This is a genomic window from Metabacillus indicus, from assembly GCF_046603695.1.
Taxonomy (GTDB): Bacteria; Bacillota; Bacilli; order Bacillales; family Bacillaceae; genus Bacillus_P; species Bacillus_P indicus.
The window spans coordinates 1,710,610-1,725,610 of sequence record NZ_CP176757.1; the positions used below are offsets into that span (position 1 = coordinate 1,710,610).

At 46.2% G+C, this 15,001-nt stretch carries 17 protein-coding genes; 15 read left to right on the top strand and 2 right to left on the bottom strand.

Translation table 11 applies throughout. From position 1 onward, the window contains the following. Positions 1–44 precede the first annotated feature (44 nt). The 9 genes from ACK1LH_RS08540 (at position 45) to ACK1LH_RS08580 (ending at position 9,544) form a co-directional block, all read left to right on the top strand. On the top strand, positions 45–911 hold the full coding sequence (locus ACK1LH_RS08540; RefSeq protein ID WP_029285149.1) for a branched-chain amino acid ABC transporter permease: 867 nt from the start codon (positions 45–47) through the stop codon (positions 909–911). Continuing rightward, the gene (locus ACK1LH_RS08545) at positions 908–1,888 is read left to right on the top strand and encodes a branched-chain amino acid ABC transporter permease (RefSeq protein ID WP_411334953.1); all 981 of its coding nucleotides are present in this window, start codon (positions 908–910) and stop codon (positions 1,886–1,888) included. Before ACK1LH_RS08540 ends, ACK1LH_RS08545 begins: the two co-directional genes overlap by 4 nt. Next, a complete protein-coding gene (locus ACK1LH_RS08550; protein WP_029565551.1) occupies positions 1,888–2,667 on the top strand; it encodes an ABC transporter ATP-binding protein in 780 nt (259 codons plus the stop codon). Before ACK1LH_RS08545 ends, ACK1LH_RS08550 begins: the two co-directional genes overlap by 1 nt. Further along, positions 2,645–3,352, top strand: a complete 708-nt coding sequence (locus tag ACK1LH_RS08555; RefSeq protein WP_029565552.1) for an ABC transporter ATP-binding protein — start codon at positions 2,645–2,647, stop codon at positions 3,350–3,352. Before ACK1LH_RS08550 ends, ACK1LH_RS08555 begins: the two co-directional genes overlap by 23 nt. Positions 3,353–3,462: 110 nt before the next feature. Further along, positions 3,463–4,614 (top strand): ABC transporter substrate-binding protein, encoded by a 1,152-nt coding sequence (locus ACK1LH_RS08560; RefSeq protein WP_411335082.1) that lies wholly within the window; start codon positions 3,463–3,465, stop codon positions 4,612–4,614. A gap of 294 nt (positions 4,615–4,908) precedes the next feature. Next, a complete protein-coding gene (locus tag ACK1LH_RS08565; protein ID WP_029285139.1) occupies positions 4,909–6,582 on the top strand; it encodes a long-chain fatty acid--CoA ligase in 1,674 nt (557 codons plus the stop codon). A 6-nt stretch (positions 6,583–6,588) separates the two neighbouring features. Next, positions 6,589–7,590, top strand: a complete 1,002-nt coding sequence (locus ACK1LH_RS08570) for a phosphotriesterase (RefSeq protein WP_029285137.1) — start codon at positions 6,589–6,591, stop codon at positions 7,588–7,590. 701 nt (positions 7,591–8,291) lie between these two features. Continuing rightward, positions 8,292–9,248, top strand: coding sequence for an NAD(P)H-dependent flavin oxidoreductase (locus ACK1LH_RS08575; RefSeq protein ID WP_029285135.1), 957 nt, complete (start codon positions 8,292–8,294; stop codon positions 9,246–9,248). A 26-nt stretch (positions 9,249–9,274) separates the two neighbouring features. Continuing rightward, the gene (locus ACK1LH_RS08580) at positions 9,275–9,544 is read left to right on the top strand and encodes a UPF0223 family protein (protein WP_029285133.1); all 270 of its coding nucleotides are present in this window, start codon (positions 9,275–9,277) and stop codon (positions 9,542–9,544) included. A 70-nt stretch (positions 9,545–9,614) separates the two neighbouring features. Here the strand turns inward: ACK1LH_RS08580 and ACK1LH_RS08585 are convergent, their stop codons facing one another. Further along, positions 9,615–10,256, bottom strand: a complete 642-nt coding sequence (locus tag ACK1LH_RS08585) for a YktB family protein (protein WP_029285131.1) — start codon at positions 10,254–10,256, stop codon at positions 9,615–9,617. Between the two features lie 254 nt (positions 10,257–10,510). Between ACK1LH_RS08585 and ACK1LH_RS08590 the strand changes: the two genes are divergently transcribed. From ACK1LH_RS08590 to ACK1LH_RS08600, 3 genes are all read left to right on the top strand, one after another. Further along, the gene (locus tag ACK1LH_RS08590) at positions 10,511–10,699 is read left to right on the top strand and encodes a hypothetical protein (RefSeq protein WP_029285129.1); all 189 of its coding nucleotides are present in this window, start codon (positions 10,511–10,513) and stop codon (positions 10,697–10,699) included. A gap of 174 nt (positions 10,700–10,873) precedes the next feature. After that, positions 10,874–11,665: an inositol monophosphatase family protein gene (locus tag ACK1LH_RS08595; protein WP_029285128.1), complete on the top strand. Its 792-nt coding sequence runs from the start codon at positions 10,874–10,876 to the stop codon at positions 11,663–11,665. Next, complete coding sequence (locus ACK1LH_RS08600; protein ID WP_029565555.1) at positions 11,665–12,120, top strand: GNAT family N-acetyltransferase; 456 nt, start codon at positions 11,665–11,667, stop codon at positions 12,118–12,120. Before ACK1LH_RS08595 ends, ACK1LH_RS08600 begins: the two co-directional genes overlap by 1 nt. Positions 12,121–12,181: 61 nt before the next feature. Here ACK1LH_RS08600 and ACK1LH_RS08605 read toward each other — a convergent pair whose 3' ends face one another. Then, positions 12,182–12,367, bottom strand: coding sequence for a YlaF family protein (locus ACK1LH_RS08605; RefSeq protein ID WP_029285124.1), 186 nt, complete (start codon positions 12,365–12,367; stop codon positions 12,182–12,184). Positions 12,368–12,506: 139 nt separating this feature from the next. Here ACK1LH_RS08605 and typA point away from each other — a divergent pair, with 139 nt between their 5' ends. The 3 genes from typA to ACK1LH_RS08620 are packed head-to-tail and all read left to right on the top strand — an operon-like array spanning position 12,507 to position 14,992. Further along, positions 12,507–14,351 carry a translational GTPase TypA gene (gene typA / locus ACK1LH_RS08610; protein ID WP_029285122.1) on the top strand — a complete coding sequence of 615 codons (1,845 nt, stop codon included), beginning with the start codon at positions 12,507–12,509 and terminating at the stop codon, positions 14,349–14,351. A gap of 54 nt (positions 14,352–14,405) precedes the next feature. Then, a complete protein-coding gene (locus ACK1LH_RS08615) occupies positions 14,406–14,714 on the top strand; it encodes a YlaH-like family protein (RefSeq protein WP_369733087.1) in 309 nt (102 codons plus the stop codon). Then, a complete protein-coding gene (locus tag ACK1LH_RS08620) occupies positions 14,711–14,992 on the top strand; it encodes a hypothetical protein (RefSeq protein WP_029285118.1) in 282 nt (93 codons plus the stop codon). Before ACK1LH_RS08615 ends, ACK1LH_RS08620 begins: the two co-directional genes overlap by 4 nt. Positions 14,993–15,001 lie beyond the last annotated feature (9 nt).

Below are 15,001 nucleotides of genomic sequence, written 5' to 3' on the forward strand. Positions count from 1 at the left end.
TGGACTGCAATTGAATGAAAATAAGCATGAGCAAGGGGGCCGCTATGGAATTATTTCTTCAGCAATTGTTTAACGGAATTACAATTGGAAGCGTTTACAGTCTTGTGGCTTTAGGGCTGACGCTTGTGTTCGGCATTCTGCATATCCCGAATTTCGCCCACGGTTCGTTCTATATGATCGGCGCTTATGTCAGTCTCTTATTTATGACTCAGTATGGCATGAACTACTGGGCAGCACTCATATTGTCGATCCTGATTGTTGCTGGTCTCGGCATTCTCTGCGAGCAAGTAGTGTTTAAATACCTTGGAAATGTCAATCCGATGAGAGTCATGGTTGCTGCAATCGGCCTGATGCTGTTTTTTGAAGCGCTGGCGCAGCTGATATGGGGAACAGATTACAAACAAATGCCAACGCCTTTTTCAGGGGTAGTGGAAATATTCGGGCTGACCATCACGCAGCAGCGGATACTGGTTGTTGTATCATCCGTCCTCCTGATGCTTGCTCTGCATTTTTTCCTGACAAAGACGATGATTGGAGCTTCCATTGTCGCAATGTCACAAAACAGGGACGGCGCCTTTTTGGTCGGCATCAACGCCAATATGGTGGCCATGCTGACATTTGCCATTGCAGCGGCGCTTGCTTCTGCAGCCGCTACTTTAGCTTCTCCAATCAATCTCGTCTTTCCGACGATGGGGAGCCTAGTCATAATGAAAGCCTTCGTCATCATCATTATCGGAGGAATGGGCAGTATTCCCGGGGCAATAGCGGGAGGATTTCTTCTTGGGCTGACTGAAAGCATGGGGGCTACGTATCTTTCTAACGATTATAAAGACATCTTTGCCTTTCTTCTCCTCGTGGCCATTTTAACCATTAAGCCTACCGGTCTCTTTTCAAAGGGGGCACGTACATGAAGGTTCAAAAAATACTGCTGCCGGTTATTTTGCTGATTGCGGTGCTGTTTCCTTTAATCTCTCAAAATCATTATCATAAGCAAATCCTCATCCTTGTCATGATCTGGTCCATCGCTGTTTACGGACTTAACATCATCTCGGGGTTTACAGGCCAGCTGTCTTTGGCCCATGCCGGTTTTTTTGCGGCAGGCGCCTACACGCTCGGAATACTGACATCCACTTATCAGATGAATTTCTGGCTTGCATTCTTAGCGGCGCTTGCCGTTACTGTAACCCTGAGTTTTGTAATCGGTCTGATTGCGCTAAGGACAAGACACCATTTTTTCGCCATATACACCATGTGTGTGGGGTTTATTATTTACCTGGTTATCGACAAGTGGGATGAAGTCACCGGGGGAGTAAGAGGGCTGATCGGCATTCCTGTGCCGTCGCCTCTTGGTCCTGTCACCTTTGACACGATTGAATCGCAGTACTATTTTATCTTGTTCTTTTTGCTCGGAACAATCATCGCTGTTAAAAGAATCAAAGACTCTCTATTCGGCAGAACGCTCTTTGCCATCAGGGGAAGTGAGGATCTGTCAAAGACAATCGGGATCAATATTATGAAGAATCAGCTGCTCGCCTTTGTCCTCTCCGCTTTTTTTGCGGGTCTCTCAGGCGTGCTGTATGCGGGTTTTATCCGTTTTCTCGGGCCGGATATCTCAGCGATCACCGTCACGTTTGAAATGCTGATGTATCTTCTTGTCGGAGGAATCGGCACGATGACAGGACCTGTTCTCGGTACATTTTTGATTGTTACTGTCACACAGTCCCTGCAGTTTCTGGAAGAATACAGAATGCTGATTTTCGGTCCGATCGTCGTTTTGATCATGCTTTTTTATCCAAAAGGGCTTGTCGGAAGCTATCACTCTCTGAAAATGTATTTCTCGCAGCGCAGGCCTGCTGATGCAAAGAGAAAAATAAAGGAGGCTGGATGATGCTGATAGAAATCAGACAGCTGACAAAATCCTTCGGGGGATTGACGGCTGTAAATGAAGTTGACCTTGGGATTGAAAAAGGGAAGATCACCGCAATCATAGGGCCGAATGGAGCCGGAAAATCAACATTTCTGAATCTGATCAGCGGTTTTCACCGGCCGACTTCCGGAACCATCCTGTTTAACGGGACAGATGTGACAGCAGCAAAGCCTGCCAGAATGGCAAAGCTCGGAATCGGCAGGACGTTTCAGACGACAAGTCTTTTTTCGGACGCTACTGTCATTGACAATGTGCTGATCGGCCATCGCCTCAGAACGAAATCAAACTTGTTTGACGGAATCTTTAAAACAAAAAGGGAACGGTCGGAGCAGCAGCTGTGCTATGACAAAGCGGTGGAAGCTCTTTCCTTTTGCGGGGTCGACCATTTAGAAGGTGAAGTGGCGTCTGCCATTTCACAGGAAGCACAAAAACGGGTGGCCATTGCACTTGCTCTTGCAACTGAACCGCAGATCATCCTTCTTGACGAACCTGCAGCAGGAGTTAATCCCGATGAAACAGACGGACTGTCCGAGCTGATCCTCAAATTAAAGCGCACCGGATATACAGTCTGTTTCATCGAACATAAGATGAAGATGGTCATGAGTCTTGCTGATAAAGTGATGGTTCTCAATCACGGCAAAAAAATTGCAGAAGGTCTGCCGTCCGATATTCAGGCAGATCCAAACGTGATTGAAGCTTATCTTGGAGGACATGCCTATGCTGAAGCTGCAACATATTGATGTTTTTTACGGGCGATTTCAGGCATTGAAAAACGTATCCATGGAAATTGAACAGGGAGAGCTTGTGACCATTCTGGGGGCAAACGGTGCAGGGAAAAGCACGCTGTTTCACACGCTGTCGGGCCTGAACAAGGTTTCTTCCGGCGACATTCTTTTTGAAGACCGGAAGATTCATAATATGGCGCCCTATAAATTAGTCAGAGCTGGTATTGTCCAGTGCGCCGAAGGCAGAAAGCTGTTTTCTGAAATGAGTGTTTTTGAAAATCTGAAAATGGGAAGCTATACCCGGCGAAGTGATAAAAAGGCTGTCCAAAAACAGCTGGATGACATTTATGCCCTGTTTCCGATTCTATTTGAAAAACGGAAAGATGCTGCAGGGTCTCTCAGCGGCGGTCAGCAGCAAATGCTTGCCATCGGCAGGGCTCTCATGGCGAAGCCGAAGATTCTGATGCTTGATGAACCTTCTCTCGGACTCGCACCGCTGATTGTAGACCAGATGTTTAAAGTCATCCAGGAAATTCATAAGCACGGAACGACGGTGCTGCTCGCTGAACAGAACGCGCATGCCGCTTTGTCCATTTCAACAAGAGGTTATGTTATGGAGAACGGACAGATTGTGATGCAGGGGACAAAAAAAGAGCTGTTTGATAACGATGAGGTCAAACGCGCCTATATTGGCGCTTGACATAGTTTTTTTTTGCAAATGGCATGCCTGCAGCGCAAATAGGTTGGGCAGAAGTCGATTTTGATGAAAAACAAGGGGGAATTTCTGTGAAATCGCTTAAAAAGATCGGGATGGTTCTTGGGCTTTCGATGTCGTTAATGGGTCTTGCAGCATGCAATTCAAGCGGTGCGTCAGGCGGGGGAGATGCAGGCGGAGAGGGCACAGTCAATATCGGATACAGCGGTCCTCTTTCCGGTCCCGCTGCTTTTTACGGGGAGAATACGCTGAGAGGCCTGACGATGGCGGCAGACGAGATAAATAAAGAAGGATTTGAAGTCGACGGAAAAACATACAAGGTGAAAATTGTATCGCTTGATGACAAGTACCTTCCAAATGAAACGGGTACGAATGCCCGCAGGCTGGTGCAGGAAAATAAAGCGCCGATCGTTTTTGTTCCGCACAGCGGCGGTGTGTTCGCGACGCAAGTTTTTAACCAGCAGGAAAACTTTATCATCGGGGCCTATACAAGCGAACCGAAAATCCAGGAACAGGGCAATAAGCTGACATTAAGCATTCCTCCTGCATATGACGCGTATCCTGAGCCGTATGCTGATTATCAGATGGAACGCTTCGGGAAAAAGCTTGCACTGATTCCGACTGCTACACAATATGGCAAAGACTGGACGGCTACCATTAAACCGGTCTGGGAAGAAAAAGGCGGAGAAATCGTTTTTGACGGTTCAGTGGATTTCAGCAAAGAAACAGACTTTTTCACCATCATGACAAATGCGCTTAAAGAAAAACCTGACGTATTGTTTGTCGGGGGACCATCACAGCCGACGGCACTGCTGATCAAACAGGCGAGAGAGCTCGGGTTTAAAGGCGGTATCATGATTATGGACCAGGCGAAATTTGAAGAAATGGAACCGGTCCTCGGAGGATATGAAATGCTTGAAGGCGCCATCGGCACTCTGCCAATCAGTCAAAGTGACGCACCGGGAGGCAAGGCGTTTGTTGACAAATATGCAGAGCTGACTGACGGCATTCCTACAGCCGAAAGTGCATTTAACTATCAGGCCCTTCACGTTGCAGTGAAAGCAATGCAGGCAGCAGGCACTGTCTCAGACCCGGCGAAAATCATGGAGAACATGGATAAAGGAATTAAAGAACTTGAAGACGAGCAAATGGTATGGCACTTGACCGGAGTGGAAAACAACGGATTCAACTGGAAAACGTCCATCCACGTCGTAGAAGACGGAAAGCTTGTGAAGTTGGATAAGTAAGGTTGTCCTGCAGATTGAAAGATTGAATTTTAACAGTTTCCCGCTGTATACAGCGGGAAACTGTCTTTAATTAAGTCTGTGTTCGCAGTTATGGTTGCTTCAAAGTCTTTAAATAAGACACCAGTGACTTGAGCGAAAGGGAACGGGTACAACTTAAAAAACTAAGTAACAGTTACTTAATAAACCATGTGATGATAAGAAAAAATTTTTCCACAAAGAATAAAGGTATTTATCAGAAAAGTTAGAAATGTTACTGTAAGCGCTATCAAAACCAGTAAGGAAGGTGGAACACATATGATTCAATCTCATTTCAAGCATTGGCCGGTCAGGGTGCCATACACACTGACAGTACCTGAAACAACCTTGTACGAAAACCTTGAACTGTCTGCAAAAAGATACCCGGACAAAACAGCCATTCATTATTACGGCGCAGAACTTACATACAAACAGCTTTTAAAAGAAACCGAAGCACTTGCCGGATTCCTTGAAAAGAAAATGGGCGTTCAAAAAGGTGAAAATGTTCTGCTGTTCGTTCAAAATTCGCCCCAGTTTGTCATCGGGTATTATGCCATCCTCCGTGCCGGCGGCGTCGTCGTGCCGATTAATCCGATGAACACTTCAGAAGAACTGAGATTTTTTATAAACGACTGCGAGTTAAAGACAGGTATTGTAGGGCAGGAGCTGTACGCCAAGGTGCTTCCTTTGCTGGATTCAGTCCCGATGAAAAATGTCATCGTTTCAACCTATTCTGATTATCTGCAGGCAGGGAGCCCCGGTCATGGAATACCGGAAGAAGTAAAAATGGGGCCGATTGAGCTTGGTCAAACCGGGCATATTCACTGGAAGGATGCGCTGTCGAGTCTGGAAGTGCCTTCACAAATGACGGCATCAGCTGATGATCTCGCTGTACTGCCGTACACATCGGGAACGACAGGACTTCCAAAGGGGTGCATGCATACTCACCGCACCGTTCAAGCAAACACGTTCGGAGGCTATCACTGGCTGAATGCAACGTCTGATGCCGTATGTCTTGCGACTTTGCCCCTGTTTCATGTGACAGGCATGGTACACAGTATGCACATCCCAATCCTCTCTGGTGCCACCATGATCATGATGACAAGGTGGGACAGGGAATATGCGAGAAACACCATCAGGGATAAAGAAGTGACGCACTGGATAACAATCAGCACGATGCTGATCGACTTTATGGCCAATCCTTCCCTGAAAAAAGAGGATATGGCAAGCCTGATGAATCTTGCAGGAGGAGGCGCAGCTCTTCCTGCAGCAGTTGGAGAAAGACTGTACCAATTGTCCGGCCTGAAATTTATTGAGGGCTACGGGCTTTCAGAAACCATTGCCCAGACGCATTTTAATCCGCCTGACAGATCGAAGCTTCAATGTCTTGGAATCCCTTCATTTGATGTAGATGCAAGGATTATTGATCCCGTGACATGCCGGGAGCTTGAAAATGGAGAAGAAGGCGAAATTGTCGTGAACGGGCCGCAAGTCTTTTTAGGCTATTACAGAAGACCGGAGGAAAATGAAAAATCGTTTGTCGAGATTGAAGGAAAAAAATTCTTCAGGACCGGCGATATTGGAAAGCGCGACGAAGAAGGCTATTACTTTATCGTGGACAGAGTAAAACGAATGATCAATGCATCGGGCTTTAAAGTGTGGCCGACAGAGGTTGAAGGCATGCTTTATCAGCATCCTGCCGTTATGCAGGCATGCGTGGTCGGCGTACCTGATGAACGCAGGGGAGAAACGGTCAAAGCCTTTATCATTCTGAATCAGGAATATAAGGGGAAAATTGACGGCGAGGAAATCATCGCCTGGGCAAAAGAAAAAATGGCAGCCTACAAGTATCCAAGGATGATCGAATTCAGAGAAAGCCTTCCGATGACCTCAAGCGGCAAGCTGCTTTGGCGGAAGCTTCAGGAAGAAGAAAAACAAAAGGTGATGGGGTGAAGCGCAATGACCGGCACAGTTGAAACCGTTACAGGGCCGATCCCGGCAGATCAGCTCGGCAAAACACTGATTCATGAACATTTTGTTTTCGGGTATCCGGGTTTTCACGGTGACGATTCCCTTGGAGGCTTTGATGAGCAGGATGCCCTTGAAACAGGCATAACCGTCGCTCTTCAGCTGCTCAGCTTCGGAGTCGATACAGTAGTGGATCCTACACCGAATGAGTGCGGCAGAAATCCGGAGCTGCTGAAGGAAATATCAGAAAGAACCGGCCTCCAGATTATCTGCGCCACGGGATATTATTATGAAGGGGAAGGAGCTACTCCTTACTTCAAATTCAGACAAGGCCTCGGGACGGCAGAAGAAGAAATTTATGAAATGTTTAAAAAAGAGCTGACAGAAGGCATTCGCCAGACGGGCATCAAGCCTGGAATTATAAAACTTGCATCAAGCAAGGGTGAAATTACGCCTTATGAGCAAATGTTCTTCAGAGCCGCAGCAAGGGTTCACCGTGAAGAAGGCACGGTGATTCTTACCCACACCCAGGAAGGCACAATGGGGCCGGAACAAATCAAACTGCTCATTGAACTTGGCTGTGATCCGAAAAAGATCGTCATTGGACACATGTGCGGCAATACGGATACTGACTATCACTCAGCTGTTCTTGAGCACGGAGCTTATATAGCTTTTGACCGTTTCGGCATTCAGGGAATGGTGGGAGCACCTGACGATGACATAAGAATAAAGACGCTGATGGAATTACTTGATAAAGGGTATGCAGACCAAATCATGATGTCTCACGATACCGTAAACTACTGGATGGGAAGACCGCTGATCCTCCCGAAGCAGGTTCAGGAGAAAATGAAGAACTGGCACCCTGCCCACCTGTTTGAAAATGTTATTCCGGCTCTTCGGGAAAAGGGAGTGCAGGAAGAGCAAATCAGAACCATGACAGAAAAAAATCCTTCCAGACTGTTTGCAGGTGTGGGGGCAAAGGTAAGGCTTTAGGGCCGGACAAGGAAACTCAGTAAAAAGAATCCGAACGGTTTAAGCCGTTTCGGATTTTATTGCTTTAATTGACTGATCTGACTGGAACAACGAGTTAGTGGGGTCATTTCCTAGGCGTAGTCACTATTCTTCTGTTGAAGTGTTTGCTAAAGTGGCGTCATTCCATAGAGTGCTGCCATTATTACCGTTTAGGGATCATTAGAAGTGGCTTCATTCTCCAGAGTGCTGCCACTTTTGCCGTTGAGGGATCATCAGAAGTGGCGCCAATCCACAGAGTGCTGCAACTTTTACCGTTGAGGTTTATTCGGAAGTGGCGTCAATCCACAGAGTGCTGCCACTTATGCCGTTGAGGAATCATCGGAAATGGCGCCAATCCACAGAGTACTGCCACTTTTGCCGTTGAGAGATCATCGGAAGTGGCGTCATTCTACAGAGTGCTGCCACTTTTACCGTTGAGGTTTATTCGGAAGTGGCGTCATTCAGCAGAGTGCTGCCACTTATGCCGTTGAGGGATCATCAGAAGTGGCGCCAATCCACAGAGTGCTGCCACTTTTGCAACTGAGGGAGCTCCGAAAGTGGCGCTATTCCCCAAAGCGGCACCACTTTTTTCATTATGAGTGTTCCTTTTTTCACACAGCAAGAAGGAGAACGGCTGTCTTGAGAGAAGTGGAATACAGTACGATTTTAAAGGGGGGATCATGATGAACTGGAAAACAAGAATAACCGATATGCTTAATATTCAGTACCCGATCATACAGGGAGGTCTTGCATATCTCGCTTATTCGGAACTGGCTGCGGCAGTGTCGAATGCCGGGGGGCTTGGGCAGATCACGGCGATGTCGCTTGGAGAGCCTGAACTGCTGAGAGAAGAGATCGCGAGAGTCAGGATGAAGACTGATAAGCCGTTTGGCGTCAACTTCGCAGTCGGCCAGCACGGCAGACCTTATTCTGACCTGCTTCAGGTTGCAATTGATGAAGAAGTGCCCGTGATTACGATGACAGGAGGAAATCCTGCACCCATTTTTGAGCAGCTAAAAGGGGTGAATGTAAAAAAACTTGTGCTTGTAGCTGCGAGAAGACAGGCGGAAAAAGCTGAAGAGCTTGGTGCTGATGCTGTGATGGTTGTCGGCCAGGAGGGGGGAGGACATCTCGGACGGGATGATACAGGCACATTTGTCCTCATTCCGCAGGTTGTCGATGCGGTTTCCATTCCGGTCATCGCTTCAGGCGGAATTGGAGACGGAAGAGGCCTTATGGCAGCATTAAGCCTTGGTGCAGAAGGAATTGAAATGGGCACAAGGTTTATCGCTACTAAAGAATGCACCCATGCCCATAAGGCATACAAGACAGCCCTTGTGAACAGCTCTGAAAGAGATACAGTCGTGATTAAACGAAGTATTGGCACGCCTGCCCGCGCGCTTGCAGGGACTTGGACGGACACCATTCTTGACATGGAGCAAAAAAAGGCAGATTATGAGCAGCTGAAAGATTATATTAGCGGACAAGCTAACAAAAGATACATATATGATGGTATGATAGACAATGGTTTTGCCTGGGCAGGCCAGGTTACAGGGCTGATCAGGGATGTTCCGAGCGTGGACGAGCTGTTTTCAAGAATCATCTCAGAAGCCTCGGATATCAGAGGGAAATGGAACTAGCAGCAGGAAAAAGGCAGGTGAACAGAGTGGATTATCAATATCCAATACAGCCGGATTGGTCGACAACAGAAATCATCGACGTCATCTCATTTTTTCAGGCAGTCGAGAAAGCCTATGAAAAGGGGATCAGCAGAGAAGACTTCATGAAGAAATACCGCAGGTTTAAAGAAATTGTCCCAAGCAAAGCGGAGGAAAAAAACATTTGCGATGATTTTGAGGAAATAAGCGGCTATTCCAGCTACAGGGCTGTGAAAAAAAGCAAAGACAACAGCGATGCTGAAATAATTAAAATGTAAAAAAAGGACGGGTATGCTCCGTTCAAAATCAAAACAGGGTGCCATCCTTAGATGGCACCCTGTCTGGTTCTTATGACTTAACCGCAGCTTTTTGAGACAGCTTGTAAAGCGGGAGAAGTGTTTTGAATGCATCCTGCACGGTGCTGATAAATTCGTCACCGCTCATCTTTACTGCGTCATCGCGGTCAATTCGGATGCCGCAGAGCAATTCCGCTTTTTTTACGTTTTGAAGACGCTGGAACAGGTTTTGAAAATCAGTGCTGCTCAGCTCTTTTTGAACGAGGGTCTGAGGTTTTGTATGATCGCCTGACCATACATAGTGATCAGGAATATTCTTTTTCAATTTGCTCCAGTTTTTTTCAATCGCTTCGCCGTACTCTTCTTTAACCGGCGCTTCGTATATGACGGCAAACCAGGCAAAGGCGTGTGACTCCCAAAGTCCGATTTGGAAGTGCGGCAGCATTTTGTAGCCGCGTTTGCTGCCGGCAAATGCAACCCACGTATCATTCGGAGGGTTAACCGATCTGCGGGCATGCTTTGCAACATGAGAGAACATCTCTTCTCCTGTCATGGCAGACAGCTCACCCGCGAACACTTCCCCGAGCACTTCAAGCTTTGGCCTGACAGTAGATATGAGCGCCTCCATCCGCTGATCAAGTCCATCTATTTTAAAAACATCAAAATCTTCATTTGTAAATCCTTTAAATTCCATATGATTGCCTCCCGTTTGCAGGTAATGGAATCAGTTTAGCACAGGTGTGCGCATATTCGAAAGGAACTTGCACGTTTCGACACTCCTCCAATGTGGTATTTAAAAAATAATAGGTAAATACACAATTTTCACTTCCAAGTTGCATCCTATTTCCATATCTCATATCATATATAAAAATATCAGAAAATTAAGTCAATCGATTAAAAGTCACCGGTTAACAATTATAGACAATTTTTGAAAGGGGCGGTAGAAAGATGAAACAAATCGTGAGAACGACAGGACAAAAGGAATCAGATCATCGCATAGGGGTGCTAAAGCTCGAACTGGACTATGAATTGGCCACCCTTTACGACGCCATGACCGAAAATGATGAAACGAAGAAGAATGAATGCAAACGCAAGCTTGAAAGACTCAGAAAAGAATGGATCAGACTTCAGGCATAGCAGCCGCAAACAAAAGCGAACCTCAGCACAGGGTTCGTTTTTATCTGAGCAGACAAATCCTCCCTGCAGAGCGCTTGCGTTTCTTAAATTCATTGCGTTATTCTTACTATATAGAAGTCTTTCACAGCCATTAACCCTGCAATTAGGTTACCTACATAGAAAGAAGGTTTATACATGGAAAATTGGACTAAGATTGAACAGGATGCTAAAACGTGGATTTATGAGGCAGGAGAAAAAATCAGGCAGTCTTTTCAGAAGGTCCTGTCTGTTCAGGCCAAATCGAATCCCGATGATCTCGTTACGAATATGGACAAAGAAACAGAACAATATTTAATTTCTAAAATCAACCATACATATCCCGATCATAAAATTCTTGGTGAGGAAGGCTTCGGGGACAAGCCTGACTCGATGGACGGCGTTATCTGGATTGTTGATCCGATCGACGGAACGATGAACTTTGTTCACCAGCAGCGCAATTTTGCCATTTCCATTGGAATTTATGAGAACGGCGTCGGACAGGTCGGCCTGATCTATGATGTCGTGCATGATGAGCTTTACCATGCAGTAAAGGGAAAGGGCGCCTATATGAATGACGCGGAATTGCCTAAGCTTGAAGATGTTCCGCTGAATGAGGCCGTCATAGCCCTGAACGCTACGTGGGTAATGGAGAATAAACGATTTGACCATAGTAAGCTTGTTCCTGTTGCAAAAGCGGTCAGAGGCACAAGGTCATATGGTTCTGCTACGATTGAATGCGCATATGTGGCAGCGGGCAGGCTTGACGCCTACATCACTTTGAGGCTTGCACCGTGGGATTTCGCAGCCGGCCTGGTGCTGCTTGAGGAAGTCGGAGCAAAAGCAAGCACTCTTGACGGGAAACCAATCAATATGCTTGGACAAAACAGTATTTTCGTTGCGAAAAAAGGGATTCATGACACGATTTTGAATGAGTACTTAAACAACTAATGATTGAGAGCAGACCATACGAGGATTCAGATCTGGATTTTTTCAGGGAGCTCATAGCTTCAAGCCCTGCATGGCAAAAAGAAGAATGCCTCCCGGAGCAGGCTCTGGAATACATGTTTTCTTACAAGATGTATAACGGGGAATGGCAGATATGGAGCTGCAATAATGAAGCAATCGGCATTTCCTTTCATATCAGCTGGTCTCCTTCAAACGAGAAACCGTGGCTAGGAACAGTACTTGTTAAAGAAGACCAGCGAAACAAAGGGTACGGAAAAGGAATGGTTTCGCGGATCTCAGCCGATCTGAAGAAGGCGGGCCATAAAGCCGTTTTTGCCGGCTGTCCTGCGGATAAGCTTGAATGGCTGAAATTTCTCGCATCGTGCGGCTTTGAGCAGCTGAAGCTTGAACGGGATGCGGGCGGTAAAGAGTATATGATTACAGTGAAACCTGCTTAGCAGGTTTTTTTTCATGCAGTAAAAAAATACAAAAATAAAGCCCGGACACATATCCAGGCTCCTAAAGCATTCCTTTATCGCGCATTTTCTTTTTTGTGGCAAAGCCAAATCCCATTGCTCCGGTAAGTGCAAGCAGCGAGAGAACGACTCCGATTATGCTTCTTTCCCCGACAGCGATGCCGACTGCAACCATAGAAGCTGCCGCTGTAAAAGCTAAAAGAAAGAAAATCCATTTTCCGGATTTCATCGTTGTTTTCATCCCCTTTAAAGCGGTTTGGACAGAAAATACTGCCCCTTTTAACAGTTTACATAAAATGATTTCTTTTTTCTACAAAAGTTTGTGGTATAATACACTAGGTTATTTTAAATTTTTAGGAGATGAAAATGTGAAACTTCGAAATGATATTCGAAACATTGCGATTATTGCCCACGTAGACCACGGGAAAACGACGCTTGTAGACAAATTGCTTCACCAGGCAGGAACGTTCCGTGCGAACGAACAAGTTGCAGAAAGAGCGATGGATTCAAACGACCTCGAACGCGAGCGCGGAATCACGATCTTGGCAAAAAATACGGCAATTAACTATAAAGATACACGCATTAACATTATGGATACACCAGGACATGCCGACTTTGGCGGAGAAGTAGAGCGCATCATGAAAATGGTTGACGGCGTACTTCTTGTTGTTGACGCTTATGAAGGATGTATGCCCCAAACACGCTTCGTGCTGAAAAAAGCACTTGAGCAAAATCTGACGCCGATTGTAGTTGTCAATAAAATTGACCGCGACTTTGCACGTCCTGAAGAAGTGGTTGATGAAGTTCTTGACCTGTTCATCGAACTTGATGCAAATGAAGAACAGCTTGAGTTCCCGGTTATCTTTGCATCTGCCATGAACGGAACGGCAAGCACAAGCCCTGACCCGGCTGATCAGGAAGAAAACATGGTTGCATTATTTGATTCTATTGTTGAGAACATTCCTGCACCAGTTGACAACACAGATGAGCCTCTTCAATTCCAGGTAGCTCTTCTTGACTATAATGACTATGTAGGACGTATCGGAATCGGCCGTGTATTCCGCGGAACGATGACTGTCGGCCAGCAGGTTTCATTAATGAAAATCGACGGAAGCATTAAAAACTTCCGTGTAACGAAATTATTCGGATTCCAGGGATTAAAACGCGTTGAAATCGAAAGCGCTAAGGCAGGGGATCTTGTTGCCGTTTCCGGAATGGAAGACATCAACGTAGGGGAGACTGTCTGCCCGGTTGAGCATCAGGAAGCATTGCCTATCCTGCGAATCGATGAGCCTACTCTTCAAATGACGTTTGTTGTTAACAACAGCCCATTTGCAGGCCGCGAAGGAAAATATGTGACGTCACGTAAAATTGAAGAGCGTTTAATGGCGCAGCTTCAGACAGATGTCAGCCTTCGTGTTGAGAACACAGAATCTCCGGATGCGTGGATTGTGTCAGGACGCGGTGAGCTTCACCTTTCCATCCTGATTGAAAACATGCGCCGCGAGGGCTATGAGCTGCAGGTTTCAAAACCTGAAGTTATCGTAAAAGAAATTGACGGAGTCCGCTGTGAGCCGGTTGAGCGTGTTCAAATCGATGTTCCTGAAGAGCACACGGGTTCTGTTATGGAATCAATCGGTGCCCGCAAAGGCGAAATGCTTGATATGATCAACAACGGCAACGGTCAAGTCCGTTTGATTTTCAACGTGCCTGCACGCGGATTAATTGGATACTCTACTGAGTTCATGTCTATCACACGCGGTTTCGGCATCATCAACCACACATTTGACAGCTACCAGCCAATGCAGCCTGGCCAGGTTGGCGGACGCCGTCAGGGTGTACTGATCTCAATGGAAAACGGAAAGTCAACAACTTACGGTATCCAGGGAATCGAAGACCGCGGAATCATCTTCCTTGATGCAGGTACAGACGTGTATGAAGGAATGATCGTAGGAGAGCACAACCGCGAAAACGACCTTGTTGTTAACATCTGCAAAATGAAGCAGCAGACAAACATTCGTTCAGCAAACAAAGATCAAACGAGCACAATGAAAAAACCTCGCATCATGTCACTTGAAGAATCTCTTGAATACTTGAACGAAGATGAGTATTGCGAACTTACGCCTACTTCAATCCGTTTGAGAAAGAAAATTCTTGATAAGAACGAACGCGAAAAGCAGGCTAAAAAGAAAAAGCTTGCAGGATTGCTTTAAGTCTGACTCTCGACGTGCAATGGAGGGGATAGCGGGATGAACGTATACGAAAGTATGTGGCCGGTTGCCTACAGTATTTATACGGCAACAGAACCCGATACACAAACAGGGGCAAATATCTTATATCTGGTCATTCTCGGACTGTCAATTGTCGTATTCAAGCTGGGGTTTGCTAAAAAGCTTCCCCTTCTTCAGACAATTGTCATCTACTTGTTTTTGATGTTCGGCTGTACGGTTCTGACGTTTTTAGGGGCGTTTTTGCCTGTTGCAGAAGGACTCATTGTGGCTGCACTGATTTTGATTATTTATAAAATCAGACTCCACAGGGCAAAAAAAGCCGAGCAGCAGGATGCCGCAACATGAAGTCTATTCAGGACTCCCTCTACAATTGGCTCTCCATTAAAACAGTGGCAGACGCCCGTCCTGATGACACGGCAGCAGCAGATACATTCAGCCTTTTTGATCAGCTGCTGAAAGAAAATCATGACATACAGGAAATTTCTGTCCAAAAGGACGATGTGATGTACCTGGTCGCGTATAAGCTGAACGGGGAACAGAAATCATCCAGATTTCCGGTTGAACTGATTGACAGCATGATTGAGCAGATTGAAGCTGAACCTGAAAAATATAAGAACTATTAAAAAGACACC

Coding starts and splice junctions, on each gene's coding strand:
- ACK1LH_RS08540 (WP_029285149.1), top strand. CDS start 45: ATGGAATTATTTCTTCAGCAATTGTTTAACGGAATTACAATTGGAAGC.
- ACK1LH_RS08545 (WP_411334953.1), top strand. CDS start 908: ATGAAGGTTCAAAAAATACTGCTGCCGGTTATTTTGCTGATTGCGGTG.
- ACK1LH_RS08550 (WP_029565551.1), top strand. CDS start 1,888: ATGCTGATAGAAATCAGACAGCTGACAAAATCCTTCGGGGGATTGACG.
- ACK1LH_RS08555 (WP_029565552.1), top strand. CDS start 2,645: ATGCTGAAGCTGCAACATATTGATGTTTTTTACGGGCGATTTCAGGCA.
- ACK1LH_RS08560 (WP_411335082.1), top strand. CDS start 3,463: ATGGTTCTTGGGCTTTCGATGTCGTTAATGGGTCTTGCAGCATGCAAT.
- ACK1LH_RS08565 (WP_029285139.1), top strand. CDS start 4,909: ATGATTCAATCTCATTTCAAGCATTGGCCGGTCAGGGTGCCATACACA.
- ACK1LH_RS08570 (WP_029285137.1), top strand. CDS start 6,589: ATGACCGGCACAGTTGAAACCGTTACAGGGCCGATCCCGGCAGATCAG.
- ACK1LH_RS08575 (WP_029285135.1), top strand. CDS start 8,292: ATGAACTGGAAAACAAGAATAACCGATATGCTTAATATTCAGTACCCG.
- ACK1LH_RS08585 (WP_029285131.1), bottom strand. CDS start 10,256: ATGGAATTTAAAGGATTTACAAATGAAGATTTTGATGTTTTTAAAATA.
- ACK1LH_RS08590 (WP_029285129.1), top strand. CDS start 10,511: ATGAAACAAATCGTGAGAACGACAGGACAAAAGGAATCAGATCATCGC.
- ACK1LH_RS08595 (WP_029285128.1), top strand. CDS start 10,874: ATGGAAAATTGGACTAAGATTGAACAGGATGCTAAAACGTGGATTTAT.
- ACK1LH_RS08600 (WP_029565555.1), top strand. CDS start 11,665: ATGATTGAGAGCAGACCATACGAGGATTCAGATCTGGATTTTTTCAGG.
- ACK1LH_RS08605 (WP_029285124.1), bottom strand. CDS start 12,367: ATGAAATCCGGAAAATGGATTTTCTTTCTTTTAGCTTTTACAGCGGCA.
- ACK1LH_RS08615 (WP_369733087.1), top strand. CDS start 14,406: ATGTGGCCGGTTGCCTACAGTATTTATACGGCAACAGAACCCGATACA.
- ACK1LH_RS08620 (WP_029285118.1), top strand. CDS start 14,711: ATGAAGTCTATTCAGGACTCCCTCTACAATTGGCTCTCCATTAAAACA.